This is a genomic window from Ewingella sp. S1.OA.A_B6 (assembly GCF_049889095.1).
Classification (GTDB): Bacteria; Pseudomonadota; Gammaproteobacteria; order Enterobacterales; family Enterobacteriaceae; genus Ewingella.
In genome coordinates, this window is sequence record NZ_JBLJFK010000015.1 from 18,770 (window position 1) to 35,231 (window position 16,462).

The 16,462-nt window shown below is 48.4% G+C and carries 12 protein-coding genes and 4 tRNA genes; 1 reads left to right on the plus strand and 15 read right to left on the minus strand.

Annotated features, from left to right (window positions below; genetic code table 11):
* Positions 1 to 10: 10 nt before the first annotated feature.
* From luxS to ACMV8I_RS19385, 15 genes are all read right to left on the minus strand, one after another.
* On the minus strand, positions 11 to 526 hold the full coding sequence (gene luxS / locus ACMV8I_RS19315; protein ID WP_498866819.1) for an S-ribosylhomocysteine lyase: 516 nt from the start codon (positions 524 to 526) through the stop codon (positions 11 to 13).
* 155 nt (positions 527 to 681) lie between these two features.
* Positions 682 to 2,247, minus strand: a complete 1,566-nt coding sequence (gshA, locus tag ACMV8I_RS19320; RefSeq protein WP_498866820.1) for a glutamate--cysteine ligase — start codon at positions 2,245 to 2,247, stop codon at positions 682 to 684.
* An 84-nt stretch (positions 2,248 to 2,331) separates the two neighbouring features.
* A complete protein-coding gene (locus ACMV8I_RS19325; RefSeq protein WP_498866821.1) occupies positions 2,332 to 2,760 on the minus strand; it encodes a YqaA family protein in 429 nt (142 codons plus the stop codon).
* Positions 2,757 to 3,323, minus strand: coding sequence for a fructose-1-phosphate/6-phosphogluconate phosphatase (yqaB, locus tag ACMV8I_RS19330; RefSeq protein ID WP_498866822.1), 567 nt, complete (start codon positions 3,321 to 3,323; stop codon positions 2,757 to 2,759). Before yqaB ends, ACMV8I_RS19325 begins: the two co-directional genes overlap by 4 nt.
* 308 nt (positions 3,324 to 3,631) lie before the next feature.
* Positions 3,632 to 3,708, minus strand: a tRNA-Arg gene (locus tag ACMV8I_RS19335).
* 187 nt (positions 3,709 to 3,895) lie between these two features.
* Positions 3,896 to 3,972, minus strand: a tRNA-Arg gene (locus tag ACMV8I_RS19340).
* 113 nt (positions 3,973 to 4,085) lie between these two features.
* Positions 4,086 to 4,162 (minus strand) — tRNA-Arg (locus ACMV8I_RS19345).
* A gap of 8 nt (positions 4,163 to 4,170) precedes the next feature.
* Positions 4,171 to 4,263 (minus strand) — tRNA-Ser (locus ACMV8I_RS19350).
* Between the two features lie 324 nt (positions 4,264 to 4,587).
* Positions 4,588 to 4,773, minus strand: coding sequence for a carbon storage regulator CsrA (gene csrA, locus ACMV8I_RS19355; RefSeq protein ID WP_013574027.1), 186 nt, complete (start codon positions 4,771 to 4,773; stop codon positions 4,588 to 4,590).
* Positions 4,774 to 5,029: 256 nt separating this feature from the next.
* The gene (gene alaS / locus ACMV8I_RS19360) at positions 5,030 to 7,657 is read right to left on the minus strand and encodes an alanine--tRNA ligase (RefSeq protein ID WP_498866823.1); all 2,628 of its coding nucleotides are present in this window, start codon (positions 7,655 to 7,657) and stop codon (positions 5,030 to 5,032) included.
* Positions 7,658 to 7,794: 137 nt separating this feature from the next.
* Positions 7,795 to 8,340 (minus strand): recombination regulator RecX, encoded by a 546-nt coding sequence (recX, locus tag ACMV8I_RS19365; protein WP_498866864.1) that lies wholly within the window; start codon positions 8,338 to 8,340, stop codon positions 7,795 to 7,797.
* A gap of 229 nt (positions 8,341 to 8,569) precedes the next feature.
* Entirely contained in the window at positions 8,570 to 9,637 is a 1,068-nt protein-coding gene (gene recA / locus ACMV8I_RS19370; RefSeq protein ID WP_498866824.1) for a recombinase RecA, read from the minus strand.
* Between the two features lie 110 nt (positions 9,638 to 9,747).
* Positions 9,748 to 10,242 (minus strand): nicotinamide-nucleotide amidase, encoded by a 495-nt coding sequence (pncC, locus tag ACMV8I_RS19375; RefSeq protein ID WP_498866825.1) that lies wholly within the window; start codon positions 10,240 to 10,242, stop codon positions 9,748 to 9,750.
* 176 nt (positions 10,243 to 10,418) lie between these two features.
* Entirely contained in the window at positions 10,419 to 11,525 is a 1,107-nt protein-coding gene (mltB, locus tag ACMV8I_RS19380; protein WP_498866826.1) for a lytic murein transglycosylase B, read from the minus strand.
* A 234-nt stretch (positions 11,526 to 11,759) separates the two neighbouring features.
* Positions 11,760 to 13,004, minus strand: a complete 1,245-nt coding sequence (locus ACMV8I_RS19385) for a mechanosensitive ion channel family protein (RefSeq protein ID WP_498866827.1) — start codon at positions 13,002 to 13,004, stop codon at positions 11,760 to 11,762.
* A gap of 843 nt (positions 13,005 to 13,847) precedes the next feature.
* On the opposite strand from ACMV8I_RS19385, the gene mutS reads away from it, so the two are divergent.
* Complete coding sequence (gene mutS / locus ACMV8I_RS19390; RefSeq protein ID WP_498866828.1) at positions 13,848 to 16,403, plus strand: DNA mismatch repair protein MutS; 2,556 nt, start codon at positions 13,848 to 13,850, stop codon at positions 16,401 to 16,403.
* Positions 16,404 to 16,462: the final 59 nt, after the last annotated feature.

The window sequence follows — 16,462 nt, forward strand, 5'->3', positions numbered from 1 at the left end:
TGCATTAAAACTAAATATGCAGTTCAGTCAGTTTCTCTTTTGGCAACGCCAAATCTTCGTTGTGATTGACGACCACTTCGTTATCGAGAATGTGTTGTGCAATTTCCTGAGCTTCCTTCAGGGAATGCATTTCGTAAGTCCCACATTGAAACTCATTCAGCTCAGGAATTTTACGCTGGTCAGTCACTTTCAGAACGTCGGCCATTGCCGCTTTCCAGGAGTCAGCAACCAATTTCTCCGTAGGGACACCAATCAGGCTCATGTAGAACCCGGTACGACAACCCATTGGTGAAATATCAATGATTTCAACACCATTCCCATTAAGATGGTTACGCATGAAACCAGCGAACAGGTGTTCCAGAGTATGAATGCCACGCTCAGGCATGACTTCAATATTCGGACGGCAAAAACGCAGGTCGAATACAGTGATAGTATCCCCGTGTGGGGTTTTCATGGTTTTTGCGACACGAACAGCAGGTGCTGCCATACGAGTATGGTCTACGGTAAAGCTATCCAACAGTGGCATATCGTCACCCTCCTAAAGAAAAAATGTTTTTTTATCGAACTCAGGAAACCTTTTCCCACAATGCGAGTCTGAATATATGCAAGACGCACATTCGTTATCATCATCCCTGTAAACAGAGATGTTATTTGGCCACATTAATTGTGGCCTTTTTCTTTTTAACCGCCGTTGAGTGCGGTCAGATACTCTTCAAAGCTTAGCTTATCATTTGCTTCAAGGTCGCGCTGCCGCTGCCATGAAGCTGCTGATTCTGCGGCGAGCTGTTCAGTGCTAAGAATTTCCAGCGGTTCCTGCATCAGCATCTGGCGATATTTATCCGCTAACTCCAGCCCCAGGCTACCGGCACCCTGCGCTTTGATATCTCTTAAGATGCGTGCGGAGTAAGTCTGCTCAGGATCATCGAACCCAACAACCAGCTCGTTACAAACCCCCTGATATTGCTGATTACCATTCTGACCATCCAACACCTCGGCCACACGGCGCAAATCGGCAAACAGCGCCTTCCCCACCTGATCAAGTGGCGTACGCTCGTCGTGACAACCGATACCAATCGTCTGATTTGGCTTACGCCCTTCAAGGATCACACGATTCCAGTTTTTACGCGTACACAGCAGTTCATCGCTATTCATCTCTGGCGCATCGGCCAAAGCACACCATATCAAAAACAGATCAAGGAAACGCGCCTGAGACGCATCGACACCAATTGGCGAGAAGGGATTCACATCAAGAGAGCGCACTTCAATATATTCGATCCCTCCGCGTAACAGTGCTTCTGAAGGCGTTTCGCCAGAACGGGTCACGCGTTTCGGACGGATCGGAGCATAAAGTTCGTTCTCAATCTGTAACACATTGGTGTTCAATTGCAGATATTGGCCGTCTTTATTCTTGACGCCCATTGCAGCGTACTCTTCGGAAGGAGTACGGATCGCCTGCTTTACGCCTTTCACATAAGTTTCGAGGTCGTTGTATGTGATGCCAAGATTACTTTGCGCTTTATTAGTGTAACCCAAATCACTCAGACGCAATGAAGTGGCGTAAGGCAAATAGCACATTCCTGATTCAGTGGTCTCAAACGGTAAGTCTGTTTCGCGCCCTTTCAGGAAGGAGGAACAGATAGCCGGAGATGCTCCGAACAGATAAGGAATAACCCAGCCGAAACGGTAGTAGTTACGAATGAGTTTAAAATAGGCAGCAGAAATTTCATGCTTTCCACTTTCCGCGTCAGTGATGCCAAGACGTGCTTGCCAAAATTCTAGCGGTAGCGAAAAATTATAATGAATGCCAGAAATAATCTGCATCAATGCGCCATAACGGTTCTTCAAACCTTCACGGTACAAGTTTTTTAAACGCCCAATATTGGAAGAGCCATATTGCGCCAGTTCAATCTCCTGCTCCGCACCAACAAAACAAGGCATACTCAATGGCCACATTCTTTCATCACCCAGCTCTCGGGCAACGTAGCGGTGAATATCACGCAGGAATTTCAACAGATGGTCAATATCACCATCAACCGGAGTAATGAACTCCAGGAGGGGTTCCGCGAAATCAGTTGTTATCCAGTGGTGCGTTAGCGCAGCACCTAAAGCCTCTGGATGCCCTGTCGCCGCAAGTGAGCCATCAAGATTAACACGCAGCGTTTCACGCTCTATGCCACGACGAATACCTTTTACTGCCTGAGGATGTGCTTCCAACCAAGAAAGCGCCTGAGATACATCCGGGATCAAATTGACCTCCCGCTATTTAAAATCATTAACTTGCAAGCATACTGAATCTGCATAGACGTAACCATCATGATAAGCGATACCAATCTAACTCCACCATGAAATCCCCTGTAACGTAATGACGGTTAATACCGCATAACGTATTGTTTTACCTATAAAGAGGAAAAACACCACTGGACCCCAGGGCATGCGCAACCAGCCTGCCAACACACATAAAACATCACCCACTACCGGTAGCCAACTGAGCAACAGTGCAGCAGGACCAAAACGATTCAACCATGCCATTGCGGTATTGAAGCCGCGCTGGGGTTTCAACCCGGGCAGTAACCGACCGATGATAATATTGGTAATTCCACCCAAGGTATTGCCAAAAGATGCAGCTACCACCAATAAAAGTGGCGACGCGCTACCAGCCGATAACAAGCCAATCAATAGTATCTCTGAATTTCCCGGCAACAAGGTCGCACTGAGAAAACTGCTGCCAAAGAGAGAGGTCAGCGCCAGAGTTGTATTCAAAGCGAACGGACATCCACTACGGCCATATTGGCCCGTTGTGCAGCCTGAATGCCAAAATCAGCATCCTCGAATACTACGCATTTTTCAGGTGGTACGCCGATTAATTCAGCGCAAAGTAAAAAGGTGTCCGGTGCCGGCTTGTGATTCAGTACATCACTGGCGCCTACAATGGCGTCAAAACAGTGACGTAAACCTAAGTGGCGAAGGAGTGCATCCGCCATCCAGCGTTCACTGCCTGTACCTACAGCCATCGGGCGGCGACCGTGGTAGAACTTCACCACCTCAATGAGCGGCAGTGGTTGCACGGTATCCAGAAGCATCTCTTGCACGGCTGTAGTTTTCTCGGCGGCAAGGAGGTGAGGATCCAACTCCAGCTGGTTATGCTCAATAATAAACTTAGCGATGCGCCACGTCGGCGAACCATTGAGAGCAACTATCGCTTCAAAATCAACGTGCATATTGTATTTGGACAATACCTGATGCCAAGCCTTACGGTGCGTCGGTTCTGTATCCAATATGGTTCCATCCATATCAAAGATCAAACCCTCGTAGACATCGTACATCTTGTCCTCCTGCTCACGATAAAAACAGGAAACCACTTTAGCGTAAAGTCTGCTTAAAGTCGCATTTTGTCAGGGACATATAAGTAGAGCCTGGCAATGAGAGGAATGTAAATCTGAAGAGTTAAGAAAGGCCATAAAACAAAAAACTCGCCGAAGCGAGTTTCTCTAAATAGGGTGTACCCAGGAAGATTACTCGGCTAGCGCCTCACGCTGCGGGTAGTTGCTAAAGCAACGTTATCTTCTTTCGTGCTATTTGTATGTTGAGCGCGCTATAGAAAGTCTACAATCGCTTCAACATACACAAAATATGGTGCACCCAGGAAGATTCGAACTTCCGACCGCTCGGTTCGTAGCCGAGTACTCTATCCAGCTGAGCTATGGGTGCAGGTTTAATCGTTTGTGTTTTATTCAACTAGGGAAAAGCAGAGGAAAAGAATGGTGCACCCAGGAAGATTACTCGGCTCGCGCCTTGCCCTGCGGGCCGTTGCTAAAGCAACGTTATCATCCTTCGTGCAATCTGTATGTCGAGTGCGCTATAAAATATCCACAATCACTTCAGCATACACAAAATATGGTGCACCCAGGAAGATTCGAACTTCCGACCGCTCGGTTCGTAGCCGAGTACTCTATCCAGCTGAGCTATGGGTGCATTTTGATTCTTACTGCAGATTTTACCCAACCATTTTTGTCCCTACTGCATAAGCTTGTGCTTCTGCCCATTACGCTCATTTGATTGCAAATCAACATACGCTCTGGAAAGTATGGTGCACCCAGGAAGATTCGAACTTCCGACCGCTCGGTTCGTAGCCGAGTACTCTATCCAGCTGAGCTATGGGTGCATTTTAAATGGCGGTGAGGCGGGGATTCGAACCCCGGATGCAGCTTTTGACCGCATACTCCCTTAGCAGGGGAGCGCCTTCAGCCTCTCGGCCACCTCACCATACGCCTCTTTCGAGTTATGCTGACTAACTTTGTTCAAGCTCATCGGCACTGCGTGGCGCACATATTACTTTCCCGCACTTATAAGTCAAACCCTTTTTTTCCAACATCGGACTGTTTGGACAATTCACGCGCAACATGAGCAGTTTGACGGCAAATAGTGGTGTTTGGACCATAAAAAACATTATTTTTTCTTGAGATAGGCATCAGAGGATGAGGTGCGATTTTAGAAAAAGCCGAATAAAATGCGGGACAAAACACAAGGAAAAGTAGAAATAGGCAGAAAAAAGGTCAGCGCCTCGCCGTTAGCGAGACGCCCGGTCAATCAGTAACTTGTTTGTTGAGACTTCTCAGCCTGAATGCGCTGATAGATCTCCTCACGATGCACAGAGACCTCTTTGGGCGCATTAACACCAATACGCACTTGGTTACCTTTAACACCTAAAACGGTAACAGTTACCTCATCGCCAATCATGAGGGTTTCACCAACTCGGCGAGTCAGAATAAGCATTCTTTGCTCCTTGAAGAATTAAAAGAGTCGGGTCTCTCAGTTTCCCGGCCATTATCTATTAATCGCGGGTAAAACGTAAGCCATGACCCTCACACTTAGTGTAACGAGCCTGCGACATAAGCCATGAATATTTTAAGCTTAGCTGAAAACAAGACCTTTGTGGCTTTCCTGGCCTAACCTATCCTACCTGCGATAGTGAAAACGCCATACTGTACAATACATTATGGCGTTTCTTTGTGTAGTGATTTATTTCTTATTACAGTTTAGCGGCAACCCAGGCCTCCACACTCGCAAGAGCGTCAGGAAGGGCATGAACGTCGCTACCTCCTGCCTGTGCCATATCAGGACGGCCACCGCCTTTACCGCCGACCTGCTGCGCGATAGAAGCAATCAACTCACCTGCTTTAACACGATCGGTCAGATCTTTGGTCACGCCAACGATCATACTGACTTTATCATCTGCAATTGTCGCTAAAACAATAATGGCTGAGCCCAACTGATTTTTCAGATCATCGACCATGGTTCGCAGCAGTTTAGGCTCAACATTGTCCAGTTGACTCACCAGTAATTTAACGCCTTTAACTTCTCTGGTCTGGCTGGAGAGTGAAGCACTTTCCTGCGCAGCCTGCTGAGCTCTCACTTGCTGAAGCTCTTTTTCCAGCAAACGCGAACGTTCGATCAACGTACGGATTTTATCCGCAACACTGCTCACGTCGCCTTTCACTAAATGTGCCACGTCCTGCAACAAATCACTCTGCTGATGCAGTGCCGCGATAGCATTTTCACCCGTGATACCTTCGATACGACGGATACCTGCAGCAGTGCCTGACTCACTCTGAATTAGGAACAGCCCAATATCACCGGTACGGTTGGCATGAGTACCACCACAAAGCTCGGTGGAAAAGTCGCCCATCGATAATACGCGGACGCTGTCATCATACTTCTCGCCGAACAGCGCCATTGCACCCTGCTCTTTTGCATCATCCAACGCCATGATTTTGGTCTGAATTGGCAAGTTGCGGCGGATTTGCGCGTTCACCAGGTCTTCAACCTGACGGATCTCCCCCGGCTTCATTGCTTCAAAATGAGAGAAATCGAAACGTAGATAGTGATCATTCACCAATGAGCCTTTCTGAGCAACATGCTTGCCCAAAACCTGACGCAATGCTGCATGCAGCAAATGCGTGGCAGAGTGATTCAACCGAACGCGTTCACGACGGGCAACATCAACGACGGCGTCGACAACATCACCGATGCTCAGTTTGCCTGCACTGAGAGAACCCTGATGACCGATGGCTTTGCCGTATTTCTGTGTATCAGATACAGTGAAAACACCGGATCCCGTTTTCAGTTCACCTTTATCGCCAACCTGGCCGCCAGACTCGCCATAGAATGGGGTGTCCTCCAGCACGACTATGGCGTTATCACCTGTGCTGATTGCATCAACGGGTTGCCCATCGATAAACAAAGCCACTACTTTTGACTGACGTTCCAGGTACTCATATCCGGAGAAATGGGTGACGCTATCAACGCGTACCATACTGTTGTAATCAGCACTAAAACCGCTGGATTCACGCGCACGACGGCGCTGAATTTCCATGGCTCTTTCAAATCCGGCTTCATCAACTTTGAGATCACGCTCGCGACAAACGTCGGCAGTTAAATCCAGCGGGAAACCAAAGGTGTCGTAAAGGCGGAAAGCAATTTCGCCATCAAGAGTATCGCCTTTCATAGAGGACAACTCTTCGTCAAGCAATGCCAGGCCGCGCTCAAGCGTACGAGCAAATTGCTCCTCTTCGGTTTTCAGCAACTGCTCAACCATCCCTTGTTGCTCTTTCAACTCTTGTGCAGCTGGGCCCATCACTTCAATCAGTGGAGCAACCAGTTTGTAGAAGAAGGTATCTTTAGCGCCAAGCATGTTGCCATGACGAATTGCGCGACGAATAATACGGCGCAATACATATCCACGGTTTTCATTCGACGGGATCACGCCGTCAGAGATAAGGAACGCGCAGGAGCGAATGTGGTCGGCGATAACTCGCAGTGATTTGTTGTTCAAGTCGTTCGTGCCGGTAACCTGAGCAACGGCTGCAATCAGTTTCTTAAACAGATCAATATCGTAGTTTGAGTTCACATGCTGCATTACCGCAGTAATACGTTCCAGACCCATCCCGGTATCAACAGATGGTTTAGGCAGCGGGAGCATGGTGCCATCAGACTGGCGGTTGAACTGCATAAAGACGATATTCCAGATCTCGATATAACGATCGCCATCTTCTTCAGCAGAACCAGGAGGGCCACCCCAGATGTGGTCGCCATGATCGTAGAAAATCTCGGTACAAGGTCCGCAAGGACCGGTGTCACCCATCTGCCAGAAATTGTCTGACGAGAAGGCACCGCCTTTGTTGTCACCGATGCGGATAATGCGTTCTTTAGGTATACCGACTTCTTTTTCCCAAATATCGAAAGCCTCGTCATCGGTCTCATACACCGTAACCCACAGTTTCTCTTTTGGCAGATTGAACCAGTTTTCGCCGGTTAATAATTCCCAGGCATAGCTGATGGCATCATGCTTAAAATAATCGCCAAAGCTGAAATTACCCAGCATCTCGAAGAAAGTGTGGTGACGGGCGGTATACCCGACATTTTCCAGATCGTTATGTTTACCGCCTGCGCGTACACAACGTTGAGATGTGGTCGCACGGCTGTAATCGCGTTTATCCAGACCCAGGAAAACATCTTTAAATTGGTTCATCCCAGCGTTGGTAAACAACAGTGTCGGATCGTTAGTAGGGACAAGCGAACTGCTTGAAACAATGTTGTGTCCCTTACTATGGAAGAAATCGAGAAACGCTTGTCGGATCTCAGCGGTGCTCTTGCTCATAAATGTCCCGGAGTCTGGCTTGAAGAACGGTTCGCGAGCGAGAAAGTGCAAAATTCAGCATCAGACTGCGCATCCCACGAACAAAAAGTGTGGATAAGATAAATTTTCTTCGCGGGGAAGTAAAATCCCGTATGCGATCAATCATCAAAATCACGATAAACTGACTGGATTTCTTCGTTATAGAAGCCCCGATAGAGCAAATAACGCATTACTTTCGATTTTTCTTTCCAGTCAGTTGGCAACGGCTCATCGAATTTTCGTACAGCAAGATCGCGCGCGATTACACACCAGTCAATATCACTGTTTTCTAATGCAGTGGCGATGATTTCTTTATCCACTCCTTTTTGCTGCAGCTCTGAACGGATACGCTGAGCACCGTAGCCTTTTCTACTCCGCCCTGAAATATAATGATCGGCGAATTTAGCGTCATCTAGCCAATTGTGCTGGTAACAGTAATCGATGACGGACTGTACGTGCTCAGGGGAAATGTCTTCAGGGATTTGACGCTCTATTTTTTTCTGCTCATCTTCTTCTTGCCACTCTTTTGAGAAGGAGAGCGTGGATTTGCGAGCGTCAGTTTTGGGAGGCTTAGAATAGGAAGGTTTATTAAAGGTCACAGGCGGCGTCAGCAGTTTACGACTGAGTTCTATTTCGCCATGATCACGCTGAGATAACAACCGCATAGCCCGGCTAATCAACGCATTAACTTTTCCGGCATCGCTCTCTTTTACTGGCGAAAAAAGCGAGGAAACATCATCTGATTCATCACCTGGGAAACGACTTTCAAGATTTACCGCGCTGTCATCAGACATTTTGGTCACCTTATATGAGCAAAACGCCAGCCTGAGATTCAGGCTGGCGTTTTGTAGAGTGCATAGGATCCCTGAACAGCAGGTTCAGGATCCGGCGAAATTAAAACTCTTCGCTAGTTTCAACACTGTCACCCAGATCTTCAACGGTAGCCTTCGCGCTGATTTCACCGGTGCCGCCATTAAGCAGCATGTCTCGCAGCTTCTTGTCTATCTCGGCGGCAATTTTTGGATTTTCTTTCAGGAAATTGCTGGAATTAGCCTTACCCTGTCCAATCTTCTCACCATTGTAGCTGTACCATGCGCCGGCTTTTTCGATCAATTTATGCTTAACGCCCAAATCGACCAACTCGCCATGGATATTGATGCCTTCACCATACAAGATCTGGAATTCAGCCTGCTTGAACGGTGCAGCGATTTTGTTCTTAACCACTTTTACACGCGTTTCGCTACCAATAACTACATCACCATCTTTGATGGCGCCAATACGGCGAATATCAAGACGCACAGAGGCATAAAATTTCAGCGCGTTACCGCCAGTCGTGGTTTCTGGGTTACCGAACATCACACCAATTTTCATACGAATCTGGTTGATGAAGATCAGCAGAGTATTGGCATTTTTCAGGTTACCTGCCAGTTTACGCATGGCTTGGCTCATCATACGCGCCGCCAGGCCCATATGAGAGTCACCAATTTCGCCTTCGATTTCAGCTTTTGGTGTCAGGGCAGCCACGGAGTCAACGATGATCACATCAACAGCGCCAGAGCGGGTCAATGCATCACAGATTTCCAACGCCTGCTCACCGGTATCAGGCTGCGAGCACAGCAGGTTGTCGATATCAACGCCAAGCTTTTTAGCATAAATTGGGTCAAGTGCGTGTTCCGCATCGATAAACGCACAGGTTTTACCTTCGCGTTGCGCCGAAGCAATAACCTGCAGAGTCAGCGTAGTTTTACCGGATGATTCCGGGCCATAAATTTCAACAATACGGCCCATCGGTAAACCGCCGGCACCTAACGCGATATCCAAAGACAAAGAGCCGGTAGAGATCGTTTCCACGTCCATAGAGCGATCTTCACCAAGACGCATGATGGAGCCTTTACCGAACTGCTTTTCAATTTGGCCCAGTGCTGCAGCTAACGCCTTTTGCTTATTCTCATCAATAGCCATTTTTACTCCTTCGTCTGACATAGAGTGAATGACCTCACTCGCGTCACTGAATGTAATTTATGTACAGGTAATTGAGTTTAATTATACTGTATACTCATACAGTATCAAGCCTATTTTTCAAGAAACTCACTCAATGCTGTTTGTAATGAAAAAACAGCAGCTTGTAAACGGACTGACTCGCGATCGCCGGAAAAGTGCTGTTTGATAGCCAAGATTCGCCCTTCGCTGTCAGCAAAACCAAACCATACTGTGCCAACAGGCTTGGCCTCAGAACCACCATCAGGGCCAGCGATCCCACTGATAGAAAGCGCCAGGTTCGCTCCCGCTGCATGCAAAGCACCCTGCGCCATTTCGCGTACGGTTTGTTCGCTGACCGCGCCGAATTCATTCAGTGTCGCCTCCGCCACACCCAAAAGTTGATGTTTTGAAGTATTGCTGTAGGTCACGAAGCCGCGGTCAAACCATGCTGAACTGCCTGCGATATCAGTAATCGCTTTTGCCACCCAACCACCGGTACACGACTCGGCACAGGTGATCCATAATCCTTTTTGTTTCAGGCTGTTGCCTGCCAGCACGCTTAACTGACGTAGCTGATGCTCGCTCATAACCGATCCTTAGGCATTGATCACATGCGCCGATGTTAGCACTTCTGCGTCACATAAATCAGTCTGAGCCTGTTTTTTGCGAGACATATTCGGAGAAAAATTCGTTACTAATCGCTGAATCCTGACAAAGCATAAGGGCCACGTCACGTGGCCCTTATGGGTAATTCAGTGGAAACTCAGTACCTCTGCCTGGCCTTACTTACCGCTTCACCTAGTTGCCACACAGCCATCGCATAATGCACGCTGTGGTTGTAGCGGGTAATGGTGTAGAAGTTAGGTAACCCGTACCAGTACTGGTAATTGGTACCCATATCCAGTCGCAGCAAGCTGGCCTCCTGATATTCCCCAAGAGAACTCAAAGGGCTAAGCCCTGCGGCTTTCAGCGTAAAGAGTGGATATTTGGTTTTGAAACCATTCTCCAGCAGCGGAGCCTGACCGGCGGCAGGAATGGCAATAGATGCCCCTTTGGTCCAGCCATGGGCTTTGAAATAATTGGCAACGCTGCCGATAGCATCAACCGGATCCCAAAGATTGGCATGACCGTCACCGTTGAAATCCACCGCATAATCTTTATAAGAGGATGGCATAAACTGACCATAGCCCATCGCACCGGCGAAAGAGCCACGTAAACTCAGGGGATCATCTCCTTCGCGGCGTGACATCAGCAGGAAGGTTTCCAGTTCGCCCGAGAAATAATCAGCCCGACGTGGATAGGCAAAGGATAGCGTTGCCAGCGCATCAATAATGCGGGTTTTACCCATCACGCGCCCCCATCGGGTTTCTACACCAATAATGCCAACAATGATTTCAGGGGGTACGCCATAAATCTGTTCGGCGCGTTGCAATGCATCCTTGTATTGATTCCAGAACACCACGCCATTCTGGACGTTGTCCGGCGTAATGAATTTACTGCGATAGCGATTCCATGCACCATTCGGCACGGTCGACGGGCCGCCAGATGGTGCCTGTTGATCCATCAGCCTGAGCACAAAACCCAGACGCTTGGTCTGCGCCAGCACGTCATGCAACTGCTGACGGTCAAAACCATGCTCGCTGACCATCTTGTCCACGAACCGGTTCATTCCTGCGTCGTAGGCAAAATCGCCGTTTTGCAACTGGCCGGTATGCTCGGGTTGCAGCATGAAACCACCGCTGATGTTGCTCCTGGTGGTGGGAGTCGCCACGCCACCTTTAAAAGGATTACCGGAATATTCCGGCGCAGGCTTGCTACTGCAGGCTGCGAGCAGAGTAATAACAGGAAGAATGGCAGCCAAATGACGCATCAGATATCCGTATAGCCATACAAGAAATAAGTACGGCCATGTTAAAGCATTGCCCCGCGTGGACAAACCGGAATCTGGAGATGAATTGCTTTCCAGCGGGTCTACTCTAAAGATCAAAAAAAGATGTGCACATGAAGACATTGTTAAATTGAAGAATAAATCATCTTATTCCCGTAGCTGATATCGATGCCGGAGTGCTTATCTCGTATTTCCAGCATCAATCTCACTCTTAGCTTACGGCGAAACTAACCCCGCGATCGCACGCATGTCACTGCCAGTGGGTGCCTGATGAATGCGTAAACCGAACTCACCCACCACAGCAAAGATATGGTCGAAAATATCGGCCTGGATACTTTCATACTCAAGCCAAGCAACCGTATTGGTAAACGCATATATCTCAATGGGTAAGCCCTCTGAACCGGGAGGAAGTTGGCGCACCATAAGCGTCATATCTTGGCGAATAGACAAATGCTGACGCAGATACTCGGTCAGGTATGCCCGAAATGTCCCGACGTTGGTCATGTTTCGCTGATTGAGCACGGAAGCCGTGGCATCGACCTGTCCATTCCAACTATCAATTTCTTCCTGACGGACCGCCATATAAGGCTTCAGCAAGCGCGCCTGCATCAGATTTTCCTGCTCATCCTGTGAGAGAAAACGGATACTGGTAGTATCTATATTAATGCAGCGCTTAATACGTCGCCCACCGGAGGCAGACATTCCACTCCAGTTTTTAAACGCATCCGACACCAGCGCATAGGTTGGAATGGTAGTGATAGTGTTATCCCAGTTGCGCACTTTTACCGTGGTCAGCCCAATGTCGGTCACCTCACCGTCAGCGCCATATTTCGGCATTTCCAGCCAGTCGCCTAGTTTCAGCATAGTGTTGGCAGAAAGTTGAATTCCCGCGACAAGTCCAAGGATCGGGTCTTTAAACACCAACATCAGCACAGCGGCCATCGCGCCCAGTCCGCTAATCAGTATCGCCGGAGATTTGCCGATCAGCAGCGATATCATCATGATGCCAATGACAATTGCACTCACCAACTTAACGCCCTGAAAAATCCCCTTCAGTGGGAACTGCGAGGCGAAAGCGAAACGATGCGACAGACCAGAGATGACATTCAGCAGTGAGAAAAAGGACATCAGCGCATAAAGCATGACCCACAGTTGAGCGCAGGTGGTAAGAATAAGCGCGGCATCGCTGCCCTTTTGCAGCCACAGTACAGCCTGGATATTGACGATCATCCCTTGCAGAGTAAACGCCAGCCGGTGAAACAACTTATTCCCGGTAATAATCTGCAGCCAAAGATGGCTACTTGCTTGTGCACGCCGTTCAAAAACACGCAGAACAATGCGGTGCAAAATAAAGTGAACAATTAACGCGGTGAGTAAAATAATCCCGAAAATAACAATCAATGATATCGAGTGGTTTGAATCTATCCCATACTCTTTTAGAATTGTGGTCAACTGTTGCATAAAATCTCCTTTTTAAGCAAGCGACGATCATGCACTGTGGTCGTCACAAATTCAACCCTTACAATAAATGAGTACAACAGGTTTTTTACATTAACGAATCTCCATTATAGTATTCTTAGCCAATATAACAGTTTGTTTTTATTAAAGAGATTAATCCTTCATCTTAAAAAAGATGCCGTAAAAAATAGCAAAAAATCCAATCGAATGCAGGTTTATGAATTTCATAGCGGCTGTTTAGCTTATCATTAGTCTCCAGCCACCAGGCTATTCCACCTCATTCAGTGAGTGGGTGATTACTCACTAAAATACCACTGAGTTATCCTCTTTCATAAGTCGCAATATTCCAGGACAGCCGAAATAATAGGAGGATGAAATAATAAATTAATGCGGACCCCCGCCCTTAATAAGGTAATACATCTTTAAAATTTTATTCTTATATCGTCTCCCGGCAATTCCTACTGTAACTTCCATACTGAACATAAATGATTTAAAAAAATTGGTTATATTACTGGGACATAAACCAGATAAAAAGGGAACGGGTTAATCTAAACATTGAAACATCGTTAATATCTAACACGAAGTTATCTTGTACTTTGTAATACTCTGACCGCACATGCCACGTAGTGTCTTGCAACTTCATATCTGCCATTGCAAGCGTAGCTTGCGGGATGTCTCCAATTTTTACCTGTGACAGCTTATTGGTCAGTGGGCTAATATAGCGGGATAAAACTCCGTACCCACAAGCCTGAGCCGGGTACTCGCCAGTAAGACATTGTGATAACGAATGACAACAAATAAAATCACAATTTCCTTTAAATTCAATGGATTAATAAGATTAAGTTTATGACTGATAACAAAAATTTAGATGGCCACACCCCGATGATGCAGCAGTACCTTCGCCTGAAGGCCGAGAACCCTGAGATCCTGATGTTTTACCGCATGGGAGATTTCTACGAGCTGTTCTATGATGATGCAAAGCGTGCTTCGCAGTTGCTGGATATTTCCCTGACTAAACGCGGTGCCTCAGCAGGTGAACCGATTCCAATGGCGGGCGTGCCTTATCACGCTGTCGAAGGTTATTTAGCCAAGCTGGTACAGCTCGGTGAGTCGGTGGCGATTTGTGAACAAATCGGTGATCCTGCACTCAGTAAAGGGCCCGTTGAGCGCAAAGTAGTACGTATTGTCACGCCGGGAACGGTCAGCGATGAAGCCTTACTCAATGAACGTCATGACAACTTACTGGCTGCTATCTGGCAGGACGGACGAGGTTTTGGCTATGCCACACTGGACATCAGCTCCGGTCGTTTTCGCGTAGCGCAGCCCGAAGATCTGGAAACCATGGCGGCTGAAATACAGCGTACCAATCCGGCAGAGCTGCTGTATCCGGAAAATTTTGAAGCCATGCCACTTATCTCTTCACGTCGTGGTCTGCGCCGTCGCCCAATATGGGAATTTGAACTTGAGACAGCCAAACAACAGCTCAATCTGCAATTTGGTACCCGTGACCTGAGCGGTTTTGGTGTTGAGCAGTCACCTCAGGCACTGCGTGCCGCTGGCTGTCTCCTGCAATATGTAAAAGATACCCAGCGCACTGCCCTGCCTCACATCCGCGGTGTGACCATGGAGCGTCTGCAGGACGGCATTATTATGGATGCCGCTACACGCCGTAATCTGGAATTAACGCAAAACCTGTCCGGTGGCGTTGAAAATACGCTGGCAGCGATACTCGATCACGCAGTAACGCCGATGGGCAGCCGCATGCTTAAGCGCTGGATTCACATGCCAACCCGCGATGTAAAAGTGCTGAATCACCGTCAGTTGGCCCTGGGATCGTTGCAAGATCTGAGTGCTGAGTTACAGCCGGTTTTGCGACAGGTTGGCGATCTTGAACGCATTCTCGCTCGCCTGGCACTGCGCAGTGCGCGGCCACGTGACTTAGCCCGTATGCGCCATGCATTGCAGCAACTGCCGGAAATTCGTACATTGTTGCAGCCACTGCAAATAGCCCACATTCAAGCGCTGGTCAAAAACTGCGGTGAGTTTAATGAGCTGGTTGCCCTGCTGGAACATGCTGTGGTTGAGGCGCCACCCGTATTAGTCCGTGACGGTGGCGTGATTGCGCCTGGCTATAACGCCGAACTGGACGAATGGCGGGCGCTGGCAGACGGTGCGACCGATTATCTCGACCAACTGGAGATCCGCGAACGCGAAAAACTCGGGCTGGATACGCTCAAAGTTGGTTTTAACGGCGTTCATGGTTATTTCATTCAGGTCAGCCGCGGGCAGAGCCACTTAGTTCCTATTCATTACGTCCGTCGCCAAACATTGAAAAATGCTGAGCGCTACATCATTCCTGAACTTAAGGAATATGAAGATAAAGTACTCACATCGAAAGGCAAGGCGCTTTCGCTGGAAAAAGCGCTATACGAAGAGCTGTTCGATCTACTCATGCCGCATCTTAATGCACTGCAACAGAGCGCCAATGCGCTGGCTGAACTTGACGTGTTGAGTAATCTTGCCGAGCGGGCTTATACGCTGAACTATGCCTGCCCGACACTCAGCGTTAAACCAGGTATTAGCATTACCGGTGGCCGCCATCCGGTGGTGGAGCAGGTTCTCAGCGAACCCTTTATATCCAACCCTCTGTCCATGTCGCCACAGCGCCGCATGTTGATCATAACCGGCCCCAATATGGGGGGTAAAAGTACCTATATGCGCCAGGCAGCGCTGATTGTATTGATGGCGCATATTGGTTGCTATGTCCCTGCCGACCAGGCAGTAATTGGCCCGGTTGATCGTATATTTACCCGCGTGGGCGCAGCCGATGATCTGGCATCAGGGCGTTCGACCTTTATGGTGGAAATGACCGAAACGGCGAATATTCTGCACAACGCCACAGAAAACAGTCTGGTACTTATGGATGAAATCGGCCGGGGTACGTCTACTTATGACGGGCTGTCGTTAGCCTGGGCCTGTGCTGAAAGCCTGACCAACCGCATTAAAGCCATGACGTTGTTTGCCACCCACTATTTTGAACTGACCACCTTGCCGGAAAAAATGGAGGGCGCGGTAAACGTCCACCTCGACGCCATCGAACACGGCGATACCATCGCTTTTATGCACAGTGTTCAGGAAGGTGCCGCCAGTAAAAGTTACGGTCTGGCCGTTGCGGCATTGGCAGGGGTGCCACGTGACGTGATCAAACGGGCGCGCCAGAAACTCAAAGAGCTGGAAACTCTCTCAAACAGCGCAGCAGCCAGTAAAGTGGACGGTCCCCAGTTGGCATTACTGACAGAAGATGTTTCACCCGCCGTGGAAGCGCTTGAAGCGCTTGATGCTGACTCGCTATCGCCGCGTCAGGCGCTGGAGTGGATCTACCGCCTGAAAGAGTTGGTGTAACCGATTTCGTGAGACACAAAAAAACGCCGGAGTATCAAATACCCCGGCGTTTTTGCTTG